21 protein-coding genes and 1 pseudogene are annotated in these 24,020 nt (G+C 70.3%); 13 read left to right on the forward strand and 9 right to left on the reverse strand.

All coding sequences use genetic code 11. The features are described from left to right. The first annotated feature begins 55 nt into the window (after window positions 1–55). Both cobF and Q5696_RS05230 read left to right on the forward strand, forming a co-directional pair. Complete coding sequence (cobF, locus tag Q5696_RS05225; protein ID WP_305094148.1) at window positions 56–796, forward strand: precorrin-6A synthase (deacetylating); 741 nt, start codon at window positions 56–58, stop codon at window positions 794–796. A gap of 54 nt (window positions 797–850) precedes the next feature. Next, the gene (locus Q5696_RS05230) at window positions 851–1,717 is read left to right on the forward strand and encodes an Fpg/Nei family DNA glycosylase (RefSeq protein WP_305094149.1); all 867 of its coding nucleotides are present in this window, start codon (window positions 851–853) and stop codon (window positions 1,715–1,717) included. Here Q5696_RS05230 and Q5696_RS05235 read toward each other — a convergent pair. The 3 genes from Q5696_RS05235 to Q5696_RS05245 form a co-directional block, all read right to left on the reverse strand. Continuing rightward, window positions 1,700–2,140, reverse strand: a complete 441-nt coding sequence (locus Q5696_RS05235; protein ID WP_305094150.1) for a GtrA family protein — start codon at window positions 2,138–2,140, stop codon at window positions 1,700–1,702. The two genes, Q5696_RS05230 and Q5696_RS05235, sit on opposite strands and share 18 nt — an antisense overlap. A 74-nt stretch (window positions 2,141–2,214) precedes the next feature. Beyond that, complete coding sequence (locus Q5696_RS05240; protein ID WP_305094151.1) at window positions 2,215–3,762, reverse strand: carboxylesterase/lipase family protein; 1,548 nt, start codon at window positions 3,760–3,762, stop codon at window positions 2,215–2,217. Window positions 3,763–3,778: 16 nt separating this feature from the next. Beyond that, window positions 3,779–5,230 carry a dihydrolipoyl dehydrogenase family protein gene (locus Q5696_RS05245; RefSeq protein ID WP_305094152.1) on the reverse strand — a complete coding sequence of 484 codons (1,452 nt, stop codon included), beginning with the start codon at window positions 5,228–5,230 and terminating at the stop codon, window positions 3,779–3,781. Between the two features lie 89 nt (window positions 5,231–5,319). On the opposite strand from Q5696_RS05245, the gene Q5696_RS05250 reads away from it, so the two are divergent. After that, complete coding sequence (locus Q5696_RS05250; protein WP_370654865.1) at window positions 5,320–5,652, forward strand: ArsR/SmtB family transcription factor; 333 nt, start codon at window positions 5,320–5,322, stop codon at window positions 5,650–5,652. A gap of 17 nt (window positions 5,653–5,669) precedes the next feature. Continuing rightward, complete coding sequence (locus tag Q5696_RS05255; RefSeq protein WP_305094153.1) at window positions 5,670–6,011, forward strand: DUF3703 domain-containing protein; 342 nt, start codon at window positions 5,670–5,672, stop codon at window positions 6,009–6,011. A gap of 6 nt (window positions 6,012–6,017) precedes the next feature. Here the strand turns inward: Q5696_RS05255 and Q5696_RS05260 are convergent, their stop codons facing one another. Continuing rightward, window positions 6,018–7,277, reverse strand: coding sequence for a hypothetical protein (locus Q5696_RS05260; protein WP_305094154.1), 1,260 nt, complete (start codon window positions 7,275–7,277; stop codon window positions 6,018–6,020). Between the two features lie 11 nt (window positions 7,278–7,288). Next, window positions 7,289–8,061, reverse strand: a pseudogene (locus tag Q5696_RS05265) (crotonase/enoyl-CoA hydratase family protein). A 79-nt stretch (window positions 8,062–8,140) separates the two neighbouring features. On the opposite strand from Q5696_RS05265, the gene Q5696_RS05270 reads away from it, so the two are divergent. Continuing rightward, window positions 8,141–8,938, forward strand: a complete 798-nt coding sequence (locus tag Q5696_RS05270; RefSeq protein ID WP_305094155.1) for an FAD:protein FMN transferase — start codon at window positions 8,141–8,143, stop codon at window positions 8,936–8,938. A 19-nt stretch (window positions 8,939–8,957) separates the two neighbouring features. On the opposite strand, the gene pgi is transcribed toward Q5696_RS05270, so the two are convergent. Continuing rightward, window positions 8,958–10,607 carry a glucose-6-phosphate isomerase gene (gene pgi / locus Q5696_RS05275; RefSeq protein ID WP_305094156.1) on the reverse strand — a complete coding sequence of 550 codons (1,650 nt, stop codon included), beginning with the start codon at window positions 10,605–10,607 and terminating at the stop codon, window positions 8,958–8,960. 79 nt (window positions 10,608–10,686) lie between these two features. Here pgi and Q5696_RS05280 point away from each other — a divergent pair, with 79 nt between their 5' ends. Continuing rightward, the gene (locus Q5696_RS05280; RefSeq protein ID WP_305094157.1) at window positions 10,687–12,138 is read left to right on the forward strand and encodes an NAD-dependent succinate-semialdehyde dehydrogenase; all 1,452 of its coding nucleotides are present in this window, start codon (window positions 10,687–10,689) and stop codon (window positions 12,136–12,138) included. 45 nt (window positions 12,139–12,183) lie between these two features. Here the strand turns inward: Q5696_RS05280 and Q5696_RS05285 are convergent, their stop codons facing one another. Then, on the reverse strand, window positions 12,184–12,474 hold the full coding sequence (locus tag Q5696_RS05285; protein ID WP_305094158.1) for a chorismate mutase: 291 nt from the start codon (window positions 12,472–12,474) through the stop codon (window positions 12,184–12,186). 211 nt (window positions 12,475–12,685) lie between these two features. Here Q5696_RS05285 and pcrA point away from each other — a divergent pair, with 211 nt between their 5' ends. Then, on the forward strand, window positions 12,686–15,133 hold the full coding sequence (gene pcrA, locus Q5696_RS05290; RefSeq protein ID WP_305094159.1) for a DNA helicase PcrA: 2,448 nt from the start codon (window positions 12,686–12,688) through the stop codon (window positions 15,131–15,133). Window positions 15,134–15,146: 13 nt separating this feature from the next. On the opposite strand, the gene Q5696_RS05295 is transcribed toward pcrA, so the two are convergent. Then, the gene (locus Q5696_RS05295) at window positions 15,147–16,055 is read right to left on the reverse strand and encodes a M23 family metallopeptidase (protein ID WP_305094160.1); all 909 of its coding nucleotides are present in this window, start codon (window positions 16,053–16,055) and stop codon (window positions 15,147–15,149) included. A gap of 459 nt (window positions 16,056–16,514) precedes the next feature. Between Q5696_RS05295 and sucC the strand changes: the two genes are divergently transcribed. After that, entirely contained in the window at window positions 16,515–17,684 is a 1,170-nt protein-coding gene (gene sucC / locus Q5696_RS05300) for an ADP-forming succinate--CoA ligase subunit beta (protein WP_305094161.1), read from the forward strand. Window positions 17,685–17,697: 13 nt separating this feature from the next. Further along, window positions 17,698–18,600 carry a succinate--CoA ligase subunit alpha gene (sucD, locus tag Q5696_RS05305; protein ID WP_305094162.1) on the forward strand — a complete coding sequence of 301 codons (903 nt, stop codon included), beginning with the start codon at window positions 17,698–17,700 and terminating at the stop codon, window positions 18,598–18,600. A 93-nt stretch (window positions 18,601–18,693) separates the two neighbouring features. Here sucD and Q5696_RS05310 read toward each other — a convergent pair whose 3' ends face one another. Then, window positions 18,694–19,332, reverse strand: a complete 639-nt coding sequence (locus Q5696_RS05310; protein WP_305094163.1) for an IMPACT family protein — start codon at window positions 19,330–19,332, stop codon at window positions 18,694–18,696. A 102-nt stretch (window positions 19,333–19,434) separates the two neighbouring features. Here Q5696_RS05310 and Q5696_RS05315 point away from each other — a divergent pair, with 102 nt between their 5' ends. The 4 genes from Q5696_RS05315 (at window position 19,435) to purH (ending at window position 24,001) form a co-directional block, all read left to right on the forward strand. Then, entirely contained in the window at window positions 19,435–20,277 is an 843-nt protein-coding gene (locus Q5696_RS05315) for a DUF5336 domain-containing protein (protein WP_305094164.1), read from the forward strand. 4 nt (window positions 20,278–20,281) lie between these two features. Continuing rightward, window positions 20,282–21,760 carry a cell division protein PerM gene (locus Q5696_RS05320; RefSeq protein WP_305094165.1) on the forward strand — a complete coding sequence of 493 codons (1,479 nt, stop codon included), beginning with the start codon at window positions 20,282–20,284 and terminating at the stop codon, window positions 21,758–21,760. Window positions 21,761–21,846: 86 nt separating this feature from the next. Beyond that, entirely contained in the window at window positions 21,847–22,455 is a 609-nt protein-coding gene (purN, locus tag Q5696_RS05325) for a phosphoribosylglycinamide formyltransferase (protein ID WP_305094166.1), read from the forward strand. Then, window positions 22,448–24,001, forward strand: a complete 1,554-nt coding sequence (gene purH, locus Q5696_RS05330) for a bifunctional phosphoribosylaminoimidazolecarboxamide formyltransferase/IMP cyclohydrolase (RefSeq protein ID WP_305094167.1) — start codon at window positions 22,448–22,450, stop codon at window positions 23,999–24,001. Before purN ends, purH begins: the two co-directional genes overlap by 8 nt. Window positions 24,002–24,020: the final 19 nt, after the last annotated feature.

Below are 24,020 nucleotides of genomic sequence, written 5' to 3' on the forward strand. Positions count from 1 at the left end.
TGGGATCCCTGTGGGCCGATCGGCGTGGGCCGACCGGCTCCGGGACAATTGCCCCATGCGTGAGCTTCTTGTGATCGGCATCGGTGCCGGCGACCCCGACCAGGTGACGATCCAGGCCGTCAAGGCGATGAACCGGGCCGACGTGTTCTTCGTCATCGGCAAGGGCGACGAGAAGCAGGAACTCGTCGATCTGCGGACCACGATCCTCACCGCACACATGGACCGCGACTACCGGATCGTCGACATCGTCGACCCGCCCCGGGACCGCACCCCCAGCGACTACGGCGCCGTCGTCGACGACTGGCACGACCGGCGTGCCCAGGTGTTCGAGGAGAAGTTCGCCGCCGAGGACGGGGTCGGCGCGATCCTGGTGTGGGGCGATCCCTCCCTGTACGACAGCACGCTGCGGATCGTCGAACGCGTTCTGGCTCGCGGCCACGAGGCCTTCGACTACACGGTGATCCCCGGCGTCACCAGCATCCAGTCCCTCGCCGCGCAACACCGCATCGTCCTCAACCGGATCGGCGAACCTGTTCACGTCACCACCGGCCGCAAGCTCCGCGACGGTCTGCCCGACGGTGTCGGCACCGCCGTCGTGATGCTCGACGCCGAGTGCAGCTTCACCCACGTGCCCGGCGAGGACGCCGAGATCTGGTGGGGCGCCTACCTGGGCCTGCCGGACGAGGTCCTCATCTCCGGCCGGCTGCGCGAGGTGGAGGACGAGATCGTCCGCGTGCGCACCGAACTGCGCGAACGTAAGGGCTGGATCATGGACATCTATCTGATCCGGCGCTGATTCGGAACGGCGTTTCCGCCTGCGGCCGCCGGGGTCCGCGCCTACGCTGACCCCATGCCCGAACTGCCCGAGGTGGAGGCCCTGGCACAGTTCCTGCGCGACCACGCGGTCGGCGCGGTGGTGGGACGCGTCGACGTGGCCGCGCTGAGCGTGCTCGAGACGTTCGATCCGCCGATCAGCGCGCTGCAGGGCCGCAACGTCACCGGGGCACGCCGGTTCGGTAAGCATCTCGCGATGGACTGCGACGGGCTGTGGTTGATCGCGCACCTGTCCCGCGGCGGGTGGCTGCGCTGGATCGACAATCCCGGCCCCGCACCGCCCAAACTGGGCAAGGGGCCGCTGGCGTTGCGTGTGCACTTCTTCACCCCGGACGCGGACACGCCCGCGTTCGATCTCACCGAGGCCGGCACCAGGAAACGGCTCGCGGTGTGGGTGGTGGCCGATCCGCAGCAGGTGCCGGGGATTGCGCGGCTCGGGCCGGACGCGCTCGAGGTGACCCGTCCGCAGTTCGGCGAGATCCTCGCCGGCACCACTGCCCGGATCAAGGCCGCGCTCGTGAACCAGTCGCTGCTCGCCGGCGTCGGCAACGCCTACTCCGACGAGATCCTGCACGCCGCCCGCCTGTCACCGTTCGCGACGACGTCCAAGCTGACGCCGGACGAGGTGGACCGACTGTACGACGCGATGCGTGCCGAACTGTCCGACGCCGTCGAACGTTCGGTGGGGCAGGAGGCGGCCCGGCTCAAGGGGGAGAAGCGGGCCGGGATGACGGTGCACGCACGGACCGGGCTGCCGTGCCCGGTGTGCGGGGACACGGTGCGGGAGGTGGCATACGCCGAGCGGTCGTTCCAGTACTGCCCGACCTGTCAGACGGGTGGGAGGGTGCTCGCCGACCGGCGGATGTCACGACTCCTGAAGTGACGGCCGCGGCCGCCCGAACACCCAGCCGCGCAGGGCCAGGAACCGTAGCCCGCCGACGACCGCGCTGACCGCGATCACCAGGGAGATCGACAGGAGCCCGGACGCGTCCGGAAAGAAGAAACGCACCAGCGCCAGCGTGCACGAGGACGCGATCAGGCCGAGCAGTGCGAGCGCCCCGCCCTCCCACTGGGCTGCGAACCAGGGCACCCGGTCGGCGGCCCGGAACGTGCGCCGGCGGTGCAGTTCGTTGGCGAGGGCGGTGCTGGTGACGACGCCGATCGCGTTCGCCAGGAACGGGCCGTAGGCGTCGAGCACGACGAATGCCAGGGCGTACAGCACATTGCTCGACCCGCCGACGAGGGCGAACCGGGTGAGCTGGGCGGCCCAACCGTCGCCGCCCAGGCGCAGGTCGAGTATCGACATCGGGTCTCCCACGGCCTCACATTTGGTTGCAGATTGCAACGGTAGCCCACGGGGTCCGTCCTGCTCGCACCCGGTCAGGGCAGCGGGTCGGCAGTGACGGTTCCGTCCGGCACGCCGGCGTAGCCGCGGTATCCCGCCCACGCGAGACGGCGGGCCCGTCCCGGATCCCGCTCGACCCGGGTGGGGACGTCGAAGATCAGGGTGCGGCGCACGTCGGCGTCGTACCGCGGCCACCACGGGGCGGGGACGCCGTCGCGGGCGAAGGAGATCCAGTTCTCCTGCACCCGGTCGGTGACCGCACGCAGTCCACGGCGCCCGCCGGGCACCGTCAGGGCTCGACCCACCAGGGACTCCCCGTACCCGAACACCGCGAACATCTCGAGGCCGTGGGTGGCGCCGAGGCCGGCCCAGTGCAGCAGGCGCGGTGCGTAGTCGAACCGGTAGCAGTAGGTGGGGGCGTGGGCCGCGTGCGCATCGGCGATGTCGACCGACGGTTTCCAGAACGTCACGTCGCCGCCCAGGCCGATTGCTGCCCGCGCCGCCGGGTAACCCGGATACGCGGCGAGGATCCGGTCCCGGGCGGCCGGGTCGGTGTGGGCGAACATGGCGTCGATCCGGGCCGCGTCGGTGGGCAGGGCGTCGAGGTAGCGGGGGAACAGTGTTCCCTCATGGGCGTTCGTGCCGATGATCAGGGGGACGCGATGCGCGCGCCCGGCCGCGAAGGCGGCCTCCGGCGACTCGGGCACGACGTCGCCGTCGACGACCGGACCGAACAGGTGCAGGCCCGGCGTGTCCGCGAGAATGCGGGCGCTCACCCGGCTTCCGGCCTTCCCGAGCCGGGCCGGGGTCGCGGACTCGAGTGCGGCGGCGGCCGATGCCGGATCGGTGGCTCCGAGTTCGTCGACCACGCTGCGTGCCCACCGGCGCGCCCGGTCGGCGTCGTTGACGAGGACCGGTGCCGAACTCTCGGCGATCGCCCGCGCGAACAGGCCGCCGGAGGCCGGGGTCGTCATCAGAGTCGTGACGGACGTGCCGCCCGCGGATTCCCCGAACACGGTGACGTTGCCGGGGTCGCCGCCGAACGCGGCGATGTTGCGCTGTACCCAGGCGAGCGCCGCGATCTGGTCACGCAGGCCCGGATTGGTGTCGAAAGGTCTTTCCGGTGTGGAGAATTCACTGAAATCGAGGAAGCCGAGCGTGCCGAGACGGTAGTTCGCCGACACGAAGATCACGTCACCGCGGCGCGCCAACCGGTCCCCGTGGTACAGCCCCAGTGCGGTGGTGCCCATCGTGTAGGCGCCGCCGTGCAGGAACACCATGACAGGGCGGGGCGCGGTGCTCGGCTCGGCCGGTGCGACCACGTTGAGGGTGAGACAGTCCTCCGCCATCGGCTGGGACCGGCCCGGTCGCAGTACCGTCCCGGTGCGGTACTGCGCGGCGGCGGCACCGAACGCGCCGGCGTCGAGCACCCCTGTCCACGGGGTGACCGGCTGCGGCGCCCGTAGCCGCCACGGCCCGACGGGCGGTGCGGCGTACGGGATTCCGCGCCAGGTCGACAGATCGCCGATACGGCGACCGCGGACGACGCCGTCGGCGCAGGTCACTTCCGGGCGTGAATCCATGCGGTCACTGTACGGCCTACCTGCGCTGTTTCTCGAGCAGTCGCAGCCACACCTCGCTCACCGTCGGATACGACGGAACCGCGTGCCACAACTGCGCGAGCGGCACCCGGCCCACCACCGCGACGGTCGCGGCGTGCACGAGTTCCGCGACCTCGGTGCCCGCGAACGTCGCCCCGAGAATCGTGTCGCCGGCGCGGTCGATCACGAGCGACGCGCGTCCACCGAAGTCGTCGCGGGCGAGGGCCGCCCCGGCCACGTCGATGTCCACCTCGACGGTCTCGATGTCGAAACCCGCTGCACGGGCATCATTTTCGGTGAGTCCGACGGAAGCGACCTGCGGTGTCGTGAACACCACCTGGGGTACGGCGCCGTGGTCGGCCGACGCCGTGAACCGGGGCCCGTCGAGTGGTCGGCCCTCGGCGCGTGCGGCGATCACGTCCCCGCACACCCGGGCCTGGTACTTGCCCATGTGAGTGAGCGGGGCGCGGCCGGTGACGTCGCCGACCGCGTACAACCAGTCACCGTCCGGCCCGATCGCGGTCAGATGGTCGTCGACGGTCACGTACCCAGAGCTGTTGCTGGCGGAGCCGAGGCCGACGCTGCCGAGTCCCAGATCGGCCGTGGCCGGGGCGCGTCCCGCGGCGACGAGGATCTCGTCGGCGGTCAGGGTCGAACCGTCGGACAGGGTGAGCGTGACCGGCCCGCCGTGGATCCGCCCGATACCGGTGTCCGCCGCATCGGGTCGGGAGGCGGCGGTCACCGACGTCCCGAAGCGGACGGTGACGCCGTGCTTGCCGAGGGTCTCGGCGACCAGGGTTCCGGCGAACGGTTCGGTGCGGGCGAGCAACGACGATCCGCGCACCAGCAGGGTCACCTCGTCGGCACCCAGTTCGTGCAGCCACGTCGCGGCCTCGCACGCCACGACGCCGCCGCCGACGATCGCGAGCCGGCGCGGCACCTCCTGCACCGCAGTGGCGTCCCGCGACGTCCACGGCAGCGCGTCCCGCAGGCCCGGAATGTCGGGGACGGCCGCGGTGGTGCCGGTCGCCAGGACCACCGCACGGCGGGCCCGCAGTATCCGATCGCCCACCGTGACCTCCCGGGTCCCGGTCAGCCGGGCGTGTCCGCGGATCACGTCGATGCCCACCGAATCCGCCCACAGCACCTGTGACGAGTCGTCCCGGTCGTGGGTGAACGCATCGCGCCGCGCCAGTGCCGCCGGCACGTCGAGGCCGTATGCGCCCACCTTCTCCTCGACGCCCGGCATGTGCCGGGCGGTGGCGAGCACCTCGGCGGGGCGCAGCAGCGCCTTCGACGGCATGCACGCCCAGTAGGAGCATTCGCCGCCCACCAGTTCGTGCTCGACCAGCGCCGCGGTGCGGTCGCTGCCGGCGACGGCGTAGGCGGCAGCGTTCTCCCCGGCCGGTCCGCCTCCGATCACGATGACATCGAACTCCTCGACGGTCATGCGTCCACGGTAGGCCGGGCGGGCGGCGCCGCACTGCGAAAAACGGTTCACGATTACCTGAATACAGAAAACTATGTACTGTTCGTGGTGTGGAAGGTGTGAAAGCTACCCCGACGTCCACCGACGCACTCGCCCGATTCGGGCACGCCCTGTCGGATACGACGCGCACCCGGGTGCTGCTGGCCCTGCGGGACACGCCCCGCTACCCGTCGGAGCTGGCGGACGGTATCGGGGTGTCCCGGCAGATGCTGTCGAATCATCTGTCGTGCCTGCGTGGATGCGGGCTCGTGGTCGCGGTACCGGAAGGACGCCGAACCCGGTACGAACTCGCGGACCCTCGTATCGGGCACGCGTTGGACGATCTGATCGGGCTGGTGCTGGCCGTCGACCCGTCCTGCTGCCCGGCCCCCGACCCCTGCTGACCGGAAGGAACGAGAGAATGCCCCGGATCACCGACGCTGCTCGTATCGTCTACCGAAACGAAATGGCCGCCGCGCGGGCGGCCGTCACCCCGGAGGAGCGGTGGCGGCATCTCGAACGCGCGCACATCGCCTCGCAGCCCAGCCCGTGGCTGCACACCTGCAACCATGCGGCCATGCTGGCGCTGGCACTGCGGCAACGCGATCGCAGGGAAGCCGTCGGACAGGTCGTGCGGATCGTCGTCGCAGCCCCAGGCTCCCTCACCGGACGCTATCCCGACGGCAACACCGGACGCACCGCGGCAGGACTCACGACACCCATGCCGATTCCCGGAGACCTCGCGGCCGCACTGTCGCAGTAGCGGCGCTCACCACGCCCGCGCCGGCAACCCGCGCGCAGCCAATCGGCCCACCACCAGCTCCCGCAACGCGGCGCCGTCCCCGAAGGTGGTGGTGTCCAACGCGACCAGCGACAGCGTGTACGTGTCGCCGCCCCGGCACAGGTATGCCGACAGCCGGGTACTGGTCCGCGACGGACACGACGGCGAGAGCCCCGGATGCATCGCCCGGGTCGCGACACCGGTGGCCCGGTACGGGCCGAGCGACGCCAGCGAGTCGGGCAGCCGTCCGACGTTGGAACACAAGGCGTCCCGTTCCCCGGCGCCGGCCGTCAACCGGTGTGCGAGCCGATCCGGCAGCAGGTGCACGGTCTCCTCCGGGAAACCGGACGGCGCCCCCATCGGTGCCCGCGCGAACGCGTCCCGGCACGCCTGCCGCACCTCGGCCAGCGAATCCTCCGGGGACACCGCGACGTCCGTCACCACGACGGCATTACCGGTGCCGCCGTGCTCGCGGACGTCGACCGGCACACTGACGTGCAGCGGCATCGCCGTCCCGGCCGCATCGGCGATCCCGGCGACCACCGACAGGAACAGCCCGTTCGGGGTGCCGCCGTCGGCGGCCGCGGCCGCATCCCACACACCGGCGTCGACGTCGACGATCGCGGTGGACACTGCGGTGACGGTACGTGCCGGGCCGGTCGGGGACGCCGCTGTGAACGCCCGCAGTTCCCGCCGCCGGCGCGCACTGAACAGCAGCGCCAGCGACGCCCGCGCCCCACCGGCCACCACCCGGCCGAGTACGCGCGCCGCATCCGCGACGTCCGAGGTGCGTGGGGGAGCGGGCGCCGGTGGGCGACCCGTGAGTGCGGCGTCGACGGCGTCCACGAGCCCCCGCGCATCCGCCACGACGTGCGAGCACACCAACGAGATCACCGTGCCGCCACCGCGGATCGGTGCGGCCGACAGCGCCCATCCGGGCCCGTGTTCCGGATCGACATCGACCCCGGTCTGCGCGTCCGCCCAGGCCACGACGTCGCCGACGGGGTCGATCGCGTAGTGCAGCGGCAGGGCGTCGGTGCCGGCCTCCCAGCGGAGCCGGGCACCCGGCACCCGTGACCGCACGACCCGCCGCCCGAGCGGCCCACCGGCCAGCACGTCGTGCACCGACGCCAGTAGGGGCACGGCAACTGTGTCGGGGGTCCGCCACAGGCCCTGCATCACGATCGGCAGGCCGTACCCGTGATGCCGGCGCAGGAAGATCTCGTCCACCACGGTCAACCGGTCCATACCGGCCGACGTTACCGATCCGGCGACCCGAACTCGCCGTGCCGGCCCTCCCCGGCGACGAAACGGGACGCGCCGGTGAGTGCGTCGACGGTGACCGCGACCATGCCGTGCCGGAACTCGACCGCCAGTGCCTCGGCCTCGTCCAGCCCCTCCTGCTCGAGCAGCGATGCGCGGTCCTCGCGCAGGCACACCTGCGGGAAACGGGCGAGGGTCGCAGCCAGTTCCTCGGCGGCCCGGCGGGACTCGCCGGACGGCACCACCCGGTTCACCAGCCCCATCGCGAGGGCCTCGTCGGCGTCGATCGCGCGACCGGTGAGAACCATGTCCATGGCCCGCCCGAGGCCGACGATCCGCGGCAGCCGGACGGTGCCGCCGTCGATGAGCGGCACCCCCACCGTCGGGAGAAGACACCGAAAATGCTGTCGGCCTCCGCTATGCGCAGATCCGCCCACAGCGCCAGTTCGAGGCCGCCCGCCACCGCGTACCCGGAGATCGCCGCGAGTACCGGCTTCGACAACTGCATCCTGGTCGGACCCATCGGACCGTCGCCGTCCGGGGTCACCCGATTGGACCGGTCGGTGCCCAGCGCACCGAGGTCGGCGCCCGCACAGAACGTGCCACCCTCACCCCACAGCACCGCGACCGCAGCATCCGGATCCGCCTCGAACTCCCGGAACGCATCGACGAGCGCCGCGGCGGTGGGTCCGTCGACCGCATTGCGCACCTCGGGACGGGACAGGACGATCGTCGTGACCGGCCCGGAACGTTCACTACGCACCGGCATGGCTCGACGCTACTCCGGGCAGTCGCCGCGCGAGCGCATACTGGGAGCAGTGCAGTCGTGAGAGATGCGGAGCACGGTCATGCTGGTCGACACGCGATGGAACGCCTGGAACGAGGAGATCACCGTCCAGGTCACCGAGGGTGCGGCGCTCGCGCCGGCCGCCCGGCGGGTGGGGGCGCTGATCGCGGAGGCGGAGTCCGCGTCCAGCCTGCGGCGCGGCGACGCCGAGATCCACGCCGTCAACCTCGCACAGGGCCGTCCCGTCCGGGTGAGTGCGAGCCTGGCCCGGCTGCTGCGGTCGGCGCTGTGGGTGGCCCGGATGACGGACGGCGCAGTCGGCCCCCTCGCCGTCGAGCCGCCACCGTCGGGGGTGCCGTCGATCCACCCGGAGCCGACGTTCGAGGACGTCCGGATCGACGACGCCACGGTCCACGCACCCTACGGCGCGTACTTCGACATCACCGGCACCGCGAAGGCCGACACCGTGGGCCGGGCCGCGATCCTCGTCGCCGGCGACCTCGAATGCGGCGTCCTGGTGCGGATCGGCGCCGTCGTCGCGACCGGTGGGCACCCGCCGGCCGGGGGATGGCAGGTCGGGCTGCCCGGGAACACGTCGATCGAACTGTCACCCGGGGCCGCGCTCGCGACCGCCGCTGCACCGGACCGCGATCCGGACGACGTCCTACCGGGCGCCTGGACGCAGGTCACCGTCGTCACCGACGACGCGGTCGGAGCGTACGGTGCCGCGACCGCAGCGCTGCGCCGCGGGGTGGGCGCTGTGTCGTGGTTGCAGGAACAGGAACTCGCCGCCCGGCTGGTGGACCGGGCCGGCCGCGTCCACACCACCTCGGCGTGGCAGCACCCGCACGCGGCGTGAGGGTGCCGTCGGCGAACCGTCAGACTGCTCGTCCACGCTGCGCCCGATACCAGCGGACGAGCGCATCGGTGGACGAATCATCCTGGCGGGGAGGCGCTTCCGGTGACGTGAGGACGGGACCGAGTTCGAGGGCCTGCGCCTTGCCCAGCTCGACACCCCACTGGTCGAACGAGTCGATACCCCAGATCACCCCGGCCACGAACACCTGGTGCTCGTACAGGGCGATGAGCTGACCGATCACCGACGGCGTCAGCCGCGGCGCCAGGACCGTCGTCGACGGCCGGTTACCCGGCATCACCTTGTGCGGCACCAGTTCCGGGGCCGTCCCCTCCGCCCGGATCTCGTCGGCGGTCTTCCCGAACGCGAGCACCTTCGTCTGCGCGAACAGGTTGCTCACGAGCAGATCGTGCATGCTGCCGGTGCCGTCGGCGGTCGGCAGGTCGTCGGTCGGCTCGGCGAAACCGATGAAGTCCGCCGGCACCAGCCGGGTGCCCTGATGCAACAGCTGATAGAACGCGTGCTGGCCGTTGGTGCCCGGCTCGCCCCAGAAGATCTCCCCGGTCTGGGTCGTCACGGGCGACCCGTCCGTATGCACCGACTTGCCGTTCGACTCCATCGTCAACTGCTGCAGGTATGCCGCGAACCGCGCCAGATCGTTCGAATACGGAAGCACTGCACGGGATTCCGCATCGAAGAAGCTCGAGTACCACACCCCGATCAGGCCCAGCAGGACCGGAGCGTTCCGCTCCAACGGGGTCGTCCGGAAGTGCTCGTCGATCGTGCGGAACCCGCCCAGGAACTCCGCGAACCGCTCCCGCCCGATCACCGCCATCACCGACAACCCGATCGCCGAATCCACCGAGTAGCGGCCACCGACCCAATCCCAGAACCCGAACATGTTGGCCGTGTCGATCCCGAACTCGGCGACCCGCTCGGCGTGCGTCGAGACCGCGACGAAATGCTTCGGGACGGCCGCCTCACCCAACTCGTCGACCAGCCAGCGCCGGGCCGCCGACGCGTTGGTCAGCGTCTCGAGCGTCGAGAACGTCTTGGACGCCACCACGAACAGGGTCGTCGCCGGATCGAGATCGGCGAGGGTGCCCACCAGATCCGCCGGATCGACGTTCGAGACGAAGCGAGCCGTGATCCCGGCATCGGCGTAGTGCCGCAACGCGCCGCACACCATCACCGGACCCAGATCGGAGCCGCCGATCCCGATGTTGACGATCGTGCGGATCCGCTCGCCCGTCGCACCACGCCACGCACCCGACCGCAGCCGATCGGTGAAGTTGCCCATCCGGTTCAGGACCGACTGCACGTCGGCGACCACGTCCTGACCGTCCACGACCAGTTCGGCGGTCGCGGGCAGGCGCAGCGCCGTGTGCAGCACCGCCCGATCCTCGGACGTGTTGATGTGGGCGCCGGCGAACATGTCGTCGCGGCGCTGTTCGACACCCGCCGTGCGTGCCAGTTCGACCAGCAGGGACAGGGTTTCACGGGTGACGCGATGCTTGCTGTAGTCGACGTACAGGTCACCGGCCGTGGTCGTCAGCTCGGTGCCGCGAGCCGGATCCTGCGCGAACAACTCTCGCAGGTGCACAGATTCGATCACTCGATGATGCGCATCCAGGTTCTGCCAGGCTGCGGTACCGGTGATGTCTGTGCTCATGGGACAGCAGCTTATCGGCCGCACCATCGACATTCCTGTCGACTCTCATTGGACGAGTGAACGGCGCATGATGGGAGACATGAACCCAGCCGAACTGCTCCGCGCCGTCCCCACTCGGCTCTGGATCGGGGGCACCCCGGTCGATGCCGAGAACGGCGCCACGTTCCCCGTCCACGATCCCGCGACCGGGGAGGTTCTCACCGAGGTCGCCGACGCGAGCCCCGCCGACGCCGTGAAAGCGCTCGACGCAGCCGCCGCCGCACAGGCCGGCTGGGCGCGGACGACGCCCCGCGACCGCGGCGAGATCCTGCGCGCGGTGTTCGAGAAGATCACCGCCCGCGCCGAGACGTTCGCACAGCTGATGACCCTCGAGATGGGCAAGGCCCTGCCCGAGAGCCGCGCCGAGGTGCGCTACGGTGCCGAATTCTTCCGGTGGTTCGCCGAAGAAGCCGTCCGGGTGGGCGGCCGCTACCAGCAGGCGCCCGCCGGGGGCGGCCGCATCCTCGTCTCGAAACAGCCCGTCGGACCGTGCCTGGCCATCACACCGTGGAACTTCCCGCTCGCGATGGGCACCCGCAAGATCGGGCCGGCGCTGGCCGCCGGCTGCACGATGATCGTCAAACCGGCGTCCGAGACCCCGCTGACGATGCTCGCGCTCGCCGAACTGTTCGCCGAGGCGGGTCTGCCGCCCGGCGTGCTGTCGGTGCTGCCGACGTCGCATTCGGGCGCGGTCACCGAACCGCTCCTCACCGACCCGAGGCTGCGCAAGCTCACCTTCACCGGCTCCACCGGCGTCGGTCGGCTGCTCGTGGAGAAGTCGGCGCCCGGGCTGCTGCGCACGTCGATGGAACTCGGCGGCAACGCCCCGTTCGTGGTGTTCGACGACGCGGACGTGGACAGTGCGGTAGCCGGAGCTGTCGCAGCCAAACTCCGCAACGGTGGCGAGGCGTGCACGGCCGCGAACCGCTTCCACGTCGCGAACCCGGTCCGGGAGGAGTTCACCGCGAAACTCGTCGAACGCATGGCCGCGTTCACGCTCGGCCCCGGCATCGACCCCGCCACGACCCTCGGCCCCCTGATCAACGAGAACCAGCTCGCCACCGTCACCGATCTGGTCGACGACGCCGTCGGCAAGGGAGCGACGGTCCTGCTCGGCGGCACGGCACCCGGCGGACCCGGCTGGTTCTATCCCGCGACGGTTCTCGCGGACGTGCCGGCGACCGCCCGGATCCTGCGGGAAGAGGTGTTCGGGCCGGTCGCCGCGATCGCCGGATTCGACACCGAGGACGAGGCGATCGCGGCCGCGAACGACACCGAATTCGGGCTCGCGGCCTACATCTACACCCGCGACCTGGACCGGGCGCTGCGGGTCGCCGACGCGCTCGAGACCGGCATGGTCGGCATCAACCGGGGAGTCGTCTCCGATACCGCCGCCCCGTTCGGCGGTGTCAAGGCGTCCGGCTTCGGCCGGGAAGGCGGCCACGAAGGCATCGAGGAATACCTCGAGACGAAGTACATCGCCCTGCAGTGAGCGAGGCGGTCAGCGACTCCGCCGGTGACTCGGCCAGGGACTCCGTCAGTGACCGAGACGGCCACGCCCGAGGCGCAGCAGCAGCATCGCGAGGGTGTGGCCCTCCTGGCCGAGCTCGCTGAACCGCTCGATCACCTTCATCTCCCGGCTGTGCACCAGGCGGGGGCCGCCGGACGCCATCCGGGTGCGGCCGATGATCTGCGACACCTCGCTGCGACGCTTGACCGCAGCCAGGATCTCGGCGTCGAGCCGGTCGATCTCCTTGCGGAGTTCGGTGATCTCGGCCTCGCTCGGCGGCACCGACGATTCGGGAGACGGGGTTGCGGTCGAGCTCATGGTTCTTCTCCTCGTGTCGGAACTGGGTTCGGTGGATCCGGTCGGGCTGTTACGAACGGGCTGTTACGAATCAGTGTTCCGGCACGGCGACGGCCACTCCCCGATTTTGCCACGAGCCCCGCAGCGGGCCGAGGAAGGGGGGACGGAGCTCGCCGCCGCACTCACCACGAGGGTCCACCCTGTCGGCGCCTGCCGGTAGCGTGGACAGGCGATGAACACGATTCCCGGCGCCCCGCTGTCCACGGCCCAGCCGTCCACCCACGACCTGCTGGGCGGGCTCAACCCGCAGCAGCGGGAGGCCGTGCTGCACGCGGGGTCGCCGCTGCTCATCGTTGCGGGAGCCGGTTCCGGCAAGACCGCGGTCCTCACCCGTCGCATCGCCTACCTGCTGGCCGAGCGGAACGTGCTGCCCGGCCAGATCCTGGCGATCACGTTCACCAACAAGGCCGCTGCCGAGATGCGGGAACGGGTCGCGCAGCTCGTCGGTCCCCGCGCGAACAGCATGTGGGTCTCGACGTTCCACTCGAGCTGTGTCCGGATCCTGCGCGCCCAGTCGGCGCTGCTGCCGGGCCTCAACTCGAACTTCTCGATCTACGACGCCGACGACTCCCGCCGGCTGCTCACGATGATCTCGAAAGACCTCGAGATCGACACCAAGCGGCACTCCGCGCGGCTCCTCGCCACCAAGATCTCCAACCTCAAGAACGAGCTGATCGACCCCGCCGAAGCCGAGGCCGCGGCCGCGGGTCCCGACGGCACCGACCTCGACAAGCTCGTCGCCCGCGTGTACGCGATCTACCAGCAGCGACTGCGGGACGCGAACGCCCTCGACTTCGACGACCTCATCGGCGAGACCGTGTCGCTGCTGCAGCGGTACCCGCAGGTCGCCGAGTACTACCGGCGGCGTTTCCGGCACGTCCTCGTCGACGAGTACCAGGACACCAACCACGCCCAGTACGTGCTGGTCCGCGAGCTCGTCGGAGATCCGAGCGACGACCCGCACGCGGTCCCGCCGGCCGAACTGTGCGTCGTCGGCGACGCCGACCAGTCGATCTACGCGTTCCGAGGCGCGACGATCCGCAACATCGAGGAGTTCGAGCGGGACTACCCGCAGGCCCGCACGATCCTGCTCGAGCAGAACTACCGGTCCACCCAGAACATCCTGTCGGCGGCCAACTCGGTCATCTCCCGCAACACCGGCCGCCGGGAGAAGCGGCTGTGGACCGATTCCGGTGCGGGCGAACTGATCACCGGCTACGTCGCCGACAACGAGCACGACGAGGCACAGTTCGTCGCATCGGAGATCGACCGATTGGTCGACGGCGGTGACGCGCGGTTCGACGACGTCGCGGTGTTCTACCGCACCAACAACTCGTCGCGTGCGCTCGAGGAGATCTTCATCCGCCTCGGCATCCCCTACAAGGTGGTCGGCGGCACCCGGTTCTACGAACGCAAGGAGGTCCGCGACATCGTCGCGTACCTGCGGGTGCTCGCCAACGAGGACGACACGGTGAGCCTGCGCCGCATCCTCAACACCCCTCGGCGCGGCATCGGCGACCGCGCCGAGGCCTGCGTGTCGGTGTACGCGGAACAGAAGGGCGTCGGGTTCGCGCAGGCGTTGCGGGCCGGTGCGGCGGGAACGGTGCCGCTGCTCAACAGTCGGTCGGCGAAGGCGATCGCGTCGTTCCTCGAACTGCTCGACGGGCTGCGTGCGGTGGCGGCGGCCACCGACTCCGACGGCAACGACCTCATCGGCATCGGCGAGGTGATCGAGGCTGTTCTCGACCGCACCGGATACCGCCGGGAACTCGAGGCCAGCAGCGATCCGCAGGACGGGGCCCGGCTCGACAACCTCAACGAACTCGTCAGCGTCGCACGGGAATTCAGTTCCGACGCGCGTAACGCGGCGGCCTTCGTGGCAGAGTCCGCCGGTCCGGACGATCAGACCGGGGCGGACGGGGAGGACGGACTGCCCGATCCCGGATCGCTCGCCGCCTTCCTCGAACGGGTGTCGCTGGTCGCCGACTCCGATCAGGTCCCCGACGAGGGGGAGGGCGTCGTCACCCTCATGACGTTGCACACCGCGAAGGGCCTCGAGTTCCCCGTCGTGTTCGTCACCGGCTGGGAGGACGGACAGTTTCCGCACATGCGCGCCCTCGGCGATCCGGCCGAACTGTCGGAGGAACGACGTCTCGCGTACGTGGGCATCACCCGGGCCCGGCACCGGTTGTACCTCACCCGCGCCGTCGTTCGCTCGGCGTGGGGGCAGCCCGTCACGAATCCGGAATCCCGTTTCCTGCAAGAGATTCCGTCGGACCTGCTGGACTGGCGTCGGGAGGATCCGGGAGTGCTCGGAGCGGGTGGCGCCATCGGTGCCGGCCGTCGGCAGCAGTACGGAAGCTCGGGCGGTTCGGGTTTCGGAGGTTCGGGTTTCGGCGGCAGGGGCGCGGGGGCGTCGCCGAGTTTCGGTGCGCCGCGCGGCCGCAACAACAACCTGGTGCTCGCGGTCGGCGATCGGGTCAGCCACGACAAGTACGGGCTCGGCAAGGTCCTCGAAACGAAGGGGAGCGGTCCGACCGCCACGGTCACGATCGACTTCGGGTCGGCCGGCAAGGTGCGCTTGATGCTGATCGGCGGAGTGCCGATGGTCAAACTCTGAAAGGAGGGGCCCGTCAGGGCTGTTCGATACCCAGGCTGATGCCGCGGGTGGCGAGCCACGGGATCGGATCGATCTTGTTGTCGCCGCCCAGGTGGACCTCGAAGTGCAGGTGCGGGCCGGTGGAGAAGCCGCGGTTGCCCATCGTGGCGATCTGATCGCCGGCCATCACCTTCTGGCCCACGGTCACCAGGGTCTCGTTGATGTGCCCGTACACGGTGATGGTGCCGTCGGCGTGTTGGAGGCGCACCCACATGCCGAAACCGGACGCCGGACCGGAGTCGATGACCGTGCCGTCGGCAACGGCGAGAATCGGGGTGCCGATCGCGTTGGCGATGTCGACCCCGGCATGCAGTGTGCCCCAACGGGCTCCGAAAGACGACGTGTAGACGCCCTGCGCGGGAAGCACGAACAGGGGGCGCCGGGCGGCGGCCTCGCGGGCGGCGCGCTCCTCGCTGAAACGGTGTCCCTTGGCGAGCAGGTTGGAGAACTGACCGAGATCGGTCGGGTTCGCGATCGCGAGTACCTGGGGTGCGGAACCACCCGTCGCGGGCTCGGTGGTCTGCTCGATGTTGCTGAACTGGGCGGCCTGCGGCACCGCGGTGGTGGGGACGGAACCCGAGGCGGTGAGCGAGACGTCGGACTGGTCGGTGTCGGCAGTCGGCGTGTGGAGCGCGGCCTGACCTGCGGCGACGACGGCGCCGGCGGCGACCGCCACGACGGCGGCGCGGCCCTTGAGGGCGGCAGGGGGAGCGGGGAGGCGGTGGCGTCCACCCGAACGGGGGGTGGGAATCTCCGCGATCACGGACGTCTCCGCCTCGAGGTGGGCCTCGGGGCGGGACTCGGCTCCGGTGGAGTGCCGGTCCTCGGCGTCGGACGGATTCTGGGTGAAGCGACTGGGGGTGAACTGGGAGCGGTGGTGCATGTGCCCTGCCGTCCTCCTGTTCGTGACCTGCCTGTGACTTCGACCTTGGCGACGGTAACGAAACGGTTGCAGGGGAGCAACCTCCGAAAGTGGAGTATCCGACATATGTGATTGGCGTCACAAGCTGAGCTGGGAATATGCGGAACAACCTGAACGGTCTCGTTCATATAGCGAGACGGCCCATCTGCGTTACATGTCCGATATTCGGGACGTGTGCCGATCCCGATTGTGGTGCCGGGTGCGGCACCTGTCATTCTCTCCGTGGTGCCTCTCGCGACGAGGGTGATGCCCGCCCGGGCGGTGCAGTGTCGCGGAGCCAACCTCGACGACTGTCGACGCGTGACGTGTGCCACACGGCATATGGGTGAGCGAGGGCAGATTGATCGAACTAGTTAAAGTCCGACACGGACCCGCTCCTACCCCCCGAGCGGGCGTCAACGCAGACGAGACGGTGAACAGATGGACCTCTTCGAATACCAGGCGAAGGAACTCTTCGCCAAGCATGACGTGCCGACGTCCGCCGGCCGTGTGACCGACACTGTCGCCGGTGCCCGCGAGATCGCGGAGGAAATCGGCAAGCCTGTGATGGTCAAGGCTCAGGTCAAGGTCGGCGGCCGCGGCAAGGCCGGTGGCGTCAAGTACTCGCCCGACGCGGATGCCGCGCAGGCGAACGCCGAGGCGATCCTGGGCCTCGACATCAAGGGCCACGTCGTCAAGAAGCTTCTCGTCGCCGAGGCGAGCGAGATCGCGGAGGAGTACTACATCTCCTTCCTGCTCGACCGCACCAACCGCACCTACCTGGCGATGTGCTCGGTCGAGGGTGGCGTCGAGATCGAGGTCACCGCCGAGGAGAACCCCGACGCCCTCGCGAAGATCCCCGTGGACGCCGTCAAGGGTGTCGACCTCGCGTTCGCGCGTGAGATCGCCGTGGCCGGCAAGCTGCCCGCCGAGGTGCTCGACGCCGCGGCCAACACGATCCAGAAGCTGTGGGAGGTCTTCATCAAGGAAGACGCTCTCCTGGTCGAGGTCAACCCGCTCGTCCGTACGCCCGACGACCAGATCCTGGCCCTCGACGGCAAGGTCACGCTGGACGAGAACGCCGGCTTCCGTCAGCCCGGCCACGAGGCCTTCGAGGATCGTGACGCCACCGATCCCCTCGAGCTCAAGGCCAAGGAGAACGACCTCAACTACGTCAAGCTCGACGGCGAGGTCGGTGTCATCGGTAACGGTGCCGGTCTGGTCATGTCGACCCTGGACGTCGTCGCCTACGCAGGCGAGAAGCACGGCAACGTCAAGCCCGCCAACTTCCTCGACATCGGTGGCGGCGCCTCGGCTGCCGTCATGGCCGCCGGCCTGGACGTCATCCTGAACGACGCGCAGGTCAAGAGCGTCTTCGTCAACGTCTTCGGTGGCATCACCGCGTGTGACGCCGTCGCCAACGGCATCGTCGGTGCGCTGGAGACCCTGGGCGACGAGGCCAACAAGCCGCTCGTCGTGCGCCTGGACGGCAACAACGTCGAAGAGGGTCGCCGCATCCTCGCCGAGGCCAACCACCCGCTGGTCACGGTCGTCGCAACCATGGACGAGGCTGCCGACAAGGCTGCCGAGCTCGCCTTCGCAGCGAAGTAAGGGACACACAACAATGGCAATCTTCCTGACCAAGGACTCCAAGGTCATCGTCCAGGGCATCACCGGTGGCGAGGGCACCAAGCACACCGCGCTGATGCTCAAGGCCGGCACCCAGGTCGTCGGTGGCGTCAACGCCCGCAAGGCCGGCACCACGGTCTCGCACACCGACAAGGACGGCAACGCCGTCGAGCTGCCGGTCTTCGCGACCGTCGCCGAGGCCATGAAGGAGACCGGCGCGGACGTCTCGATCGCGTTCGTTCCCCCGGCCTTCTCGAAGGACGCCATCGTCGAGGCCATCGACGCGGAGATCCCGCTGCTCGTGGTCATCACCGAGGGCATCCCGGTGCAGGACTCCGCGTACGCGTGGGCCTACAACGTGGAGAAGGGCAACAAGACCCGCATCATCGGCCCCAACTGCCCCGGCATCATCACCCCGGGTGAGGCGCTCGTCGGCATCACCCCGGCGAACATCGCGGGCAAGGGCCCGGTCGGCCTGGTCTCCAAGTCCGGCACCCTGACCTACCAGATGATGTTCGAGCTGCGCGAGTACGGCTTCTCGACCGCCATCGGCATCGGCGGCGACCCGGTCATCGGCACCACCCACATCGACGCCATCGAGGCGTTCGAGAAGGACCCCGAGACCAAGCTGATCGTCATGATCGGTGAGATCGGTGGCGACGCCGAGGAGCGTGCCGCCGACTACATCAAGGCCAACGTCACCAAGCCGGTCGTCGGCTACGTCGCGGGCTTCACCGCCCCCGAGGGCAAGACCATGGGCCACGCCGGCGCCATCGTCTCCGGTTCCTCGGGCACCGCCCAGGCCAAGAAGGACGCCCTCGAGGCGGCCGGCGTCAAGGTCGGCAAGACGCCGTCCGAGACCGCGGCCCTCGCCCGGGAGATCCTGAAGAACCTCTGATCCCGACCGGATCACAGTTTCGCGCGAACGGCGCCCGCCGCCGGACTTCACGTCCGGCGGCGGGCGCCGTTTTCGTTGTCGCCACCCGTCCCGTCAGCGCACGTCGACCCAGCGGGTCCCGGCCGGGACGAGCTCACCGCCACCGGCCGTGACCTCGGCGACCACAGCGGCCAGTTGCGCGAGGTCCTGTGTCGCGAGGGTGAACGTCACCGCCGCGCCGTACACCGTGTCGACGACCGGGACACCGCGGCCGCGCAGATCGGCGTCGACGCGTCCCGCGATGTCGTGCCCCACCTCGAGCGCCCACAGTTCGAGACGCTCCCGGCGCAGGAAGAGGGCAGCCGACTCGGCGTCGTCCACGGCAGCTGCCACCGCCCCCGAATACGCGCGCACCAGCCCGCCCGCCCCCAGCTTGATCCCGCCGAACCAGCGGACGACGACCACCGCCACGTCGACCAGTTCCCGAGTCCGCAGCACCTGCAGCATCGGCACCCCGGCCGTGCCGCCCGGTTCACCGTCGTCGCCGGACCGTTCCGCACGCTCGGACGGCTCGTTGCCGGTGACGTACGCCCAGCAGTGGTGACGGGCGTCCGGGAACAGGCGGCGCTGCTCGTCGAGGAACCCCTGTGCGGCGGCCGGCCCGTCGACCCGGCGCAGCACGGCACGGAACCGGGAATGCTTGATCTCCGTCTCGGAGACGACGTCGGATCCGGGCGGCAAGGTGAAGGGCATGCCTCATCTTCCGCCACGACGGCGGCGGCCCGGTATTGCACGCGGGTCGTCGGATCGGGCGGGTAGCGTGCAGGGGGCCCGCATCATCGACTAGGAGCAGACATGACTTACCCCGAAGGAGGGTCGACCTTCGGTCAACCCGCATCGGCGCCGGCCACCCCTGCGGCGAAAGGGCTGCCGTTCTTCCTCGGACTCGGCGTGCTCGCGCTCGGGGTCGTCGCCTTCCTGCTCGGATTCGCACCGTACGTCGAGAACTCCTCGAACGTCGGTTACGGATTCTCGTTCACCATGAACGCGTTCGAGAGCGGTGGCGGACTCCCGCTCGCGTTCCTGCTCACCGGTGGCCTGCTCTCCGGAATCTCGTTGCTGCCCAAGCAGAACCAGTACCCCGTGGCCGCGGTCGCCTCGGTCGTCGGCCTCGCCGTGTCGTTCGTCGTGATGCTGAGCCTGTCCGGCGGCGGGAGCCTCGCGGTGGGCGGCATCATCATCCTGATCCTCGCGTTCGTCCAGGCGGTCGCCGCGGTGCTGCTGTTCCTCCTCGACTCGGGCGTGGTCAAGATGCCGCAGGGACGGCCGACCACCACACACATCCACCCCGCCTACGGCCATCCACAGGGGTACCCGCAGCCGCAGGGCTACGGAACTCCGGGAGCACCGGGCACGCCGGGCGCACCCCAGGGCTACCCGCAGGGATACGGGGCCCCGCAGGGCTACCCGCAGCAGACGTACGGTCAGGCGCAGCAGGCGCCGGGCTACCCGCAGCAGCAGCCGACCGCCGGATACGGACAGTTCCAGGCGTACCAGGCGCAGCAGCCCACCCAGCACATCCCGTCGCAGCAGCCCACCCAGCACATTCCGTCGCAGCAGCCCGAGTCCACCCCACCGACCGCCCCGAAGTCCGAGCCGGCCCAGCCGTCCGAGCAGGCCGACGACGAGACGAAGTGAGCGCGTGACGACCCTGCTCACCCGCGGCCCGCGGCGCACCGGTGTCGCGCCGACCGGTGACCGGGCCCGGGTCCTGCTCGGTGTCGCCCTGCGTCCGACCGGCATCGCGATCGCCGTGATCGCGGTCGCCGTCGTCGCCGTGCTCGTGTCGTCGAACAGCGACCTCGACGGTGCCGCCGGCGCCGTCGCCGCCGGCTGGCTGGCCCTGCACCAGGTGCCGCTCACCGTCACCGACGCACCGCTCGCCGTGCTCCCGCTGCTACCGACGGCCCTGCTCGTGTGGGCCGTGGCGCGGGGCTGCGCGCGGGCGGTGTCCCCGAGCCGGGAAACCCCGGACGGCGACTTCCGGCTCGTCGGGCAGGCGATCGCGGCCGCCGTCGCCGCACCTGTTGCCGCGACCCTCATCGCGTTCGCGGTCGTCGGCGACGCCACCGCAACACTGCCGCTGACATCACCGGACATCGCGGCCGCGCTCGCCACGGTCGTCGCCCTCCACGGACTGGCGGCGGCACTCGGCGCCGCCTCGGTCGTCGGCCGGACCGTGGCCGAGCAGTGCGGGGTGCCGGAATGGTCGTTCACTGCCGTCGTCCCGGGCGTGCGTGCCGCCGGACTGCTGTTCGCGGCGGGCACCGCGGTGACCGCCGCGTCGCTCCTGTGGTCGTGGTCCGACGTCGGCACGCTCCTCGCCGAGGGCGGGGGAGTGGTCGGCGTCCTCGGGCTCACCGTCGTCTCGGTGCTGTACCTGCCGAACGTCGCGGTCGCCGCCGTCGCGGTCCTCCTCGGCGGAACCGCACACGCCGGCGGAACCTCGATCAGCCTGTTCGGCATCGACGCCGGCCCGGTGCCACCGGTCCCGGTACTCGGCGGCGTCCCCACCGAACTGCTCGGCACCGCGTGGCCCGTCCTGCTGGCCGTGCCGGTGACGATCGGTGCCCTGCTGGGCCGCGACTGCGCCCATGCGCACCTGACCGTGCAGCGGACCGCGTCGGTCGTCGCGCTCGCATCCGCCGGTGTCGGTGCCGTCGCGGCGCTGGCCGGTGCCCTCGCGGGCGGTGACCTCGGCGCGTACGGCTACATCGGCGTCGACCCGCTGCTGCTCGGCCTCCTCACGTTCGGGTGGCTGCTGGTACCCGGCCTCGTCGTCGGCATCCTCGTCGCCCGTCGGACCGTCGTCGAACCCGACCCGGACGACCCCCCCGCCCCGTCCGTCGCCGGCGTCACCACCGCCGACTCCGGGACGGATTCCGTCCCCGACTTCGAGATCAAACGACTCGAACGCCCGACGGTCCGGTACCGCGCCGACACCGTCGCCGAACTCGAAGCCGCCCCGGAATCCGAGACGGCGCAGCCCGAGACTCCGAAGCCGGATAATTCGGAAGATGTGGACATCGTGGACGCCGAGATCGTGGACGAACCCGACGCGGACATGACGCCCGTCACGGAAGGTGACCTGCCGGGAGGTCCGGGAACCCCCAGCGACTAGTCTGTATCCGGCCCGTCGGGCCGGAACCGTCTTGCGAAACCAGGAGTAGTGCGCTGACTGCCACGCGTGACCAGCTGCGGCCCACAGTGCCCGCTCGGATCGTCGTACTCGCATCGGGGACGGGCAGTCTCCTGAACGCGCTGATCGCCGCTACCCGAACCGACGGCTATCCCGCGACGGTCGTCGCGGTCGGCGTCGACCGGGACTGTGCCGCCACCGATCACGCCGACACGGCCGGCATCGCACACTTCACGGTGTCCCTGCGCGATCATGCCGACCGCGCCGAGTGGGACCGCGCGCTCACCGAGGCCGTCGCCGCCCACGACCCCGACCTGGTCGTCAGCGCCGGTTTCATGAAGATCCTCGGCCCCGCGTTCATGGAGCGCTTCGGCGGCCGGATCGTCAACACGCATCCCGCGCTGCTGCCCTCGTTCCCCGGAGCGCACGCGGTCCGCGACGCCCTCGCCTACGGCGTCAAGGTGACCGGTTCGACCGTGCACCTCGTCGACAGCGGCGTCGACACCGGCCCGATCCTCGCGCAGGAACCGGTCGAGGTCCGCCCCGACGACGACGAGGCCGCGCTGCACGAGCGCATCAAGATTGTCGAACGACGACTGCTGGCCGAGGTCGTGGCCGCTGTCGCCCTCCGAGGTGTTGTTTCCGACGGACGAAAGGCCGTGATCCCCAGTGAGTGAACGCAAGGCTGTACGCCGCGCACTCGTCAGTGTCTACGACAAGACCGGGCTGGTCGAACTGGCCACCGGCCTGCACAAGGCCGGAGTGGAACTGGTGTCCACCGGTTCCACCGCGGCAAAGATCGCCGACGCCGGAATCCCCGTCACCAAGGTCGAGGACCTGACCGGCTTCCCCGAGTGCCTCGAGGGCCGCGTCAAGACGCTGCACCCGCGCGTGCACGCCGGCGTCCTCGCCGACACCCGCAAGCCCGAGCACCTCGCGCAGCTCGAGGAACTGGGCATCGAGGCGTTCCAGCTGGTGATCGTCAACCTGTACCCGTTCACGCAGACCGTCGCGTCGGGCGCCACCCCGGACGAGTGCGTCGAGCAGATCGACATCGGCGGCCCGTCGATGGTGCGTGCCGCCGCGAAGAACCACCCGTCCGTCGCGGTCGTCGTCGACCCCGCCAAGTACGAGGGCGTCCTCGCAGCGGTCGAGGCCGGTGGCTTCACTCTCTTCGAGCGCACCGCGCTGGCCGCGCAGGCGTTCCAGCACACCGCGTCCTACGACGTCGCGGTCGCCACCTGGATGACGTCCACGATGGTCGAGTCCGACGAGAAGTTCCCGCGCTGGGTCGGTGCCACGTGGGACCGTTCCGCGGTGCTGCGTTACGGCGAGAACCCGCACCAGGCTGCGGCGCTGTACGACAGCCCGGCCGGCCCGGCGGGCCTCGCGCAGGCGAAGCAGTTCCACGGCAAGGAGATGTCGTACAACAACTACACCGACGGTGACGCCGCATGGCGTGCCGCGTACGACCACTCCGAGCCGGCCGTCGCGATCATCAAGCACGCCAACCCGTGCGGCATCGCGGTCGGCGCCGACATCGCCGAGGCGCACCGCAAGGCGCACGCGTGCGATCCGGTCTCCGCGTTCGGTGGCGTCATCGCCGCGAACCGTGAGGTGACCGTCGAGATGGCCGAGCAGGTCGCCGACATCTTCACCGAGGTCGTCATCGCCCCGTCGTACGCGCCGGGTGCCGTCGAGGTGCTGGCCCGCAAGAAGAACGTCCGCGTTCTCGAGGCGGCCGCCCCCACCGAGACCGGCATCGAGCTGCGTCCGATCTCCGGTGGCACGCTGCTGCAGGAACGCGACGTCCTCGACGCCGACGGCGACAACTCCGCCAACTGGACGCTCGTCGTCGGTGAGGCCGCGGACGAGAAGACCCTCTCGGACCTCGAGTTCGCGTGGCGCGCCTGCCGCGCCGTGAAGTCCAACGCGATCCTGCTCGCGAACGACGGCGCCTCGGTGGGCGTCGGCATGGGCCAGGTCAACCGCGTCGACTCCGCGCACCTCGCGGTGCAGCGTGCCGGTGACCGTGCCAAGGGTTCGGTGGCCGCATCGGATGCGTTCTTCCCGTTCCCCGACGGCCTGCAGGTGCTGCTCGACGCCGGTGTCCGTGCCGTCGTCCAGCCCGGCGGATCGGTTCGCGACAACGAGGTCATCGAGGCTGCTCGCGCCGCCGGTGTCACCCTCTACCTGACGGGTGCCCGCCACTTCGCGCACTGATCGAATCCCACCACGACGC

This window comes from Prescottella sp. R16, assembly GCF_030656875.1.
In the GTDB taxonomy this organism is placed as follows: Bacteria; Actinomycetota; Actinomycetes; order Mycobacteriales; family Mycobacteriaceae; genus Prescottella.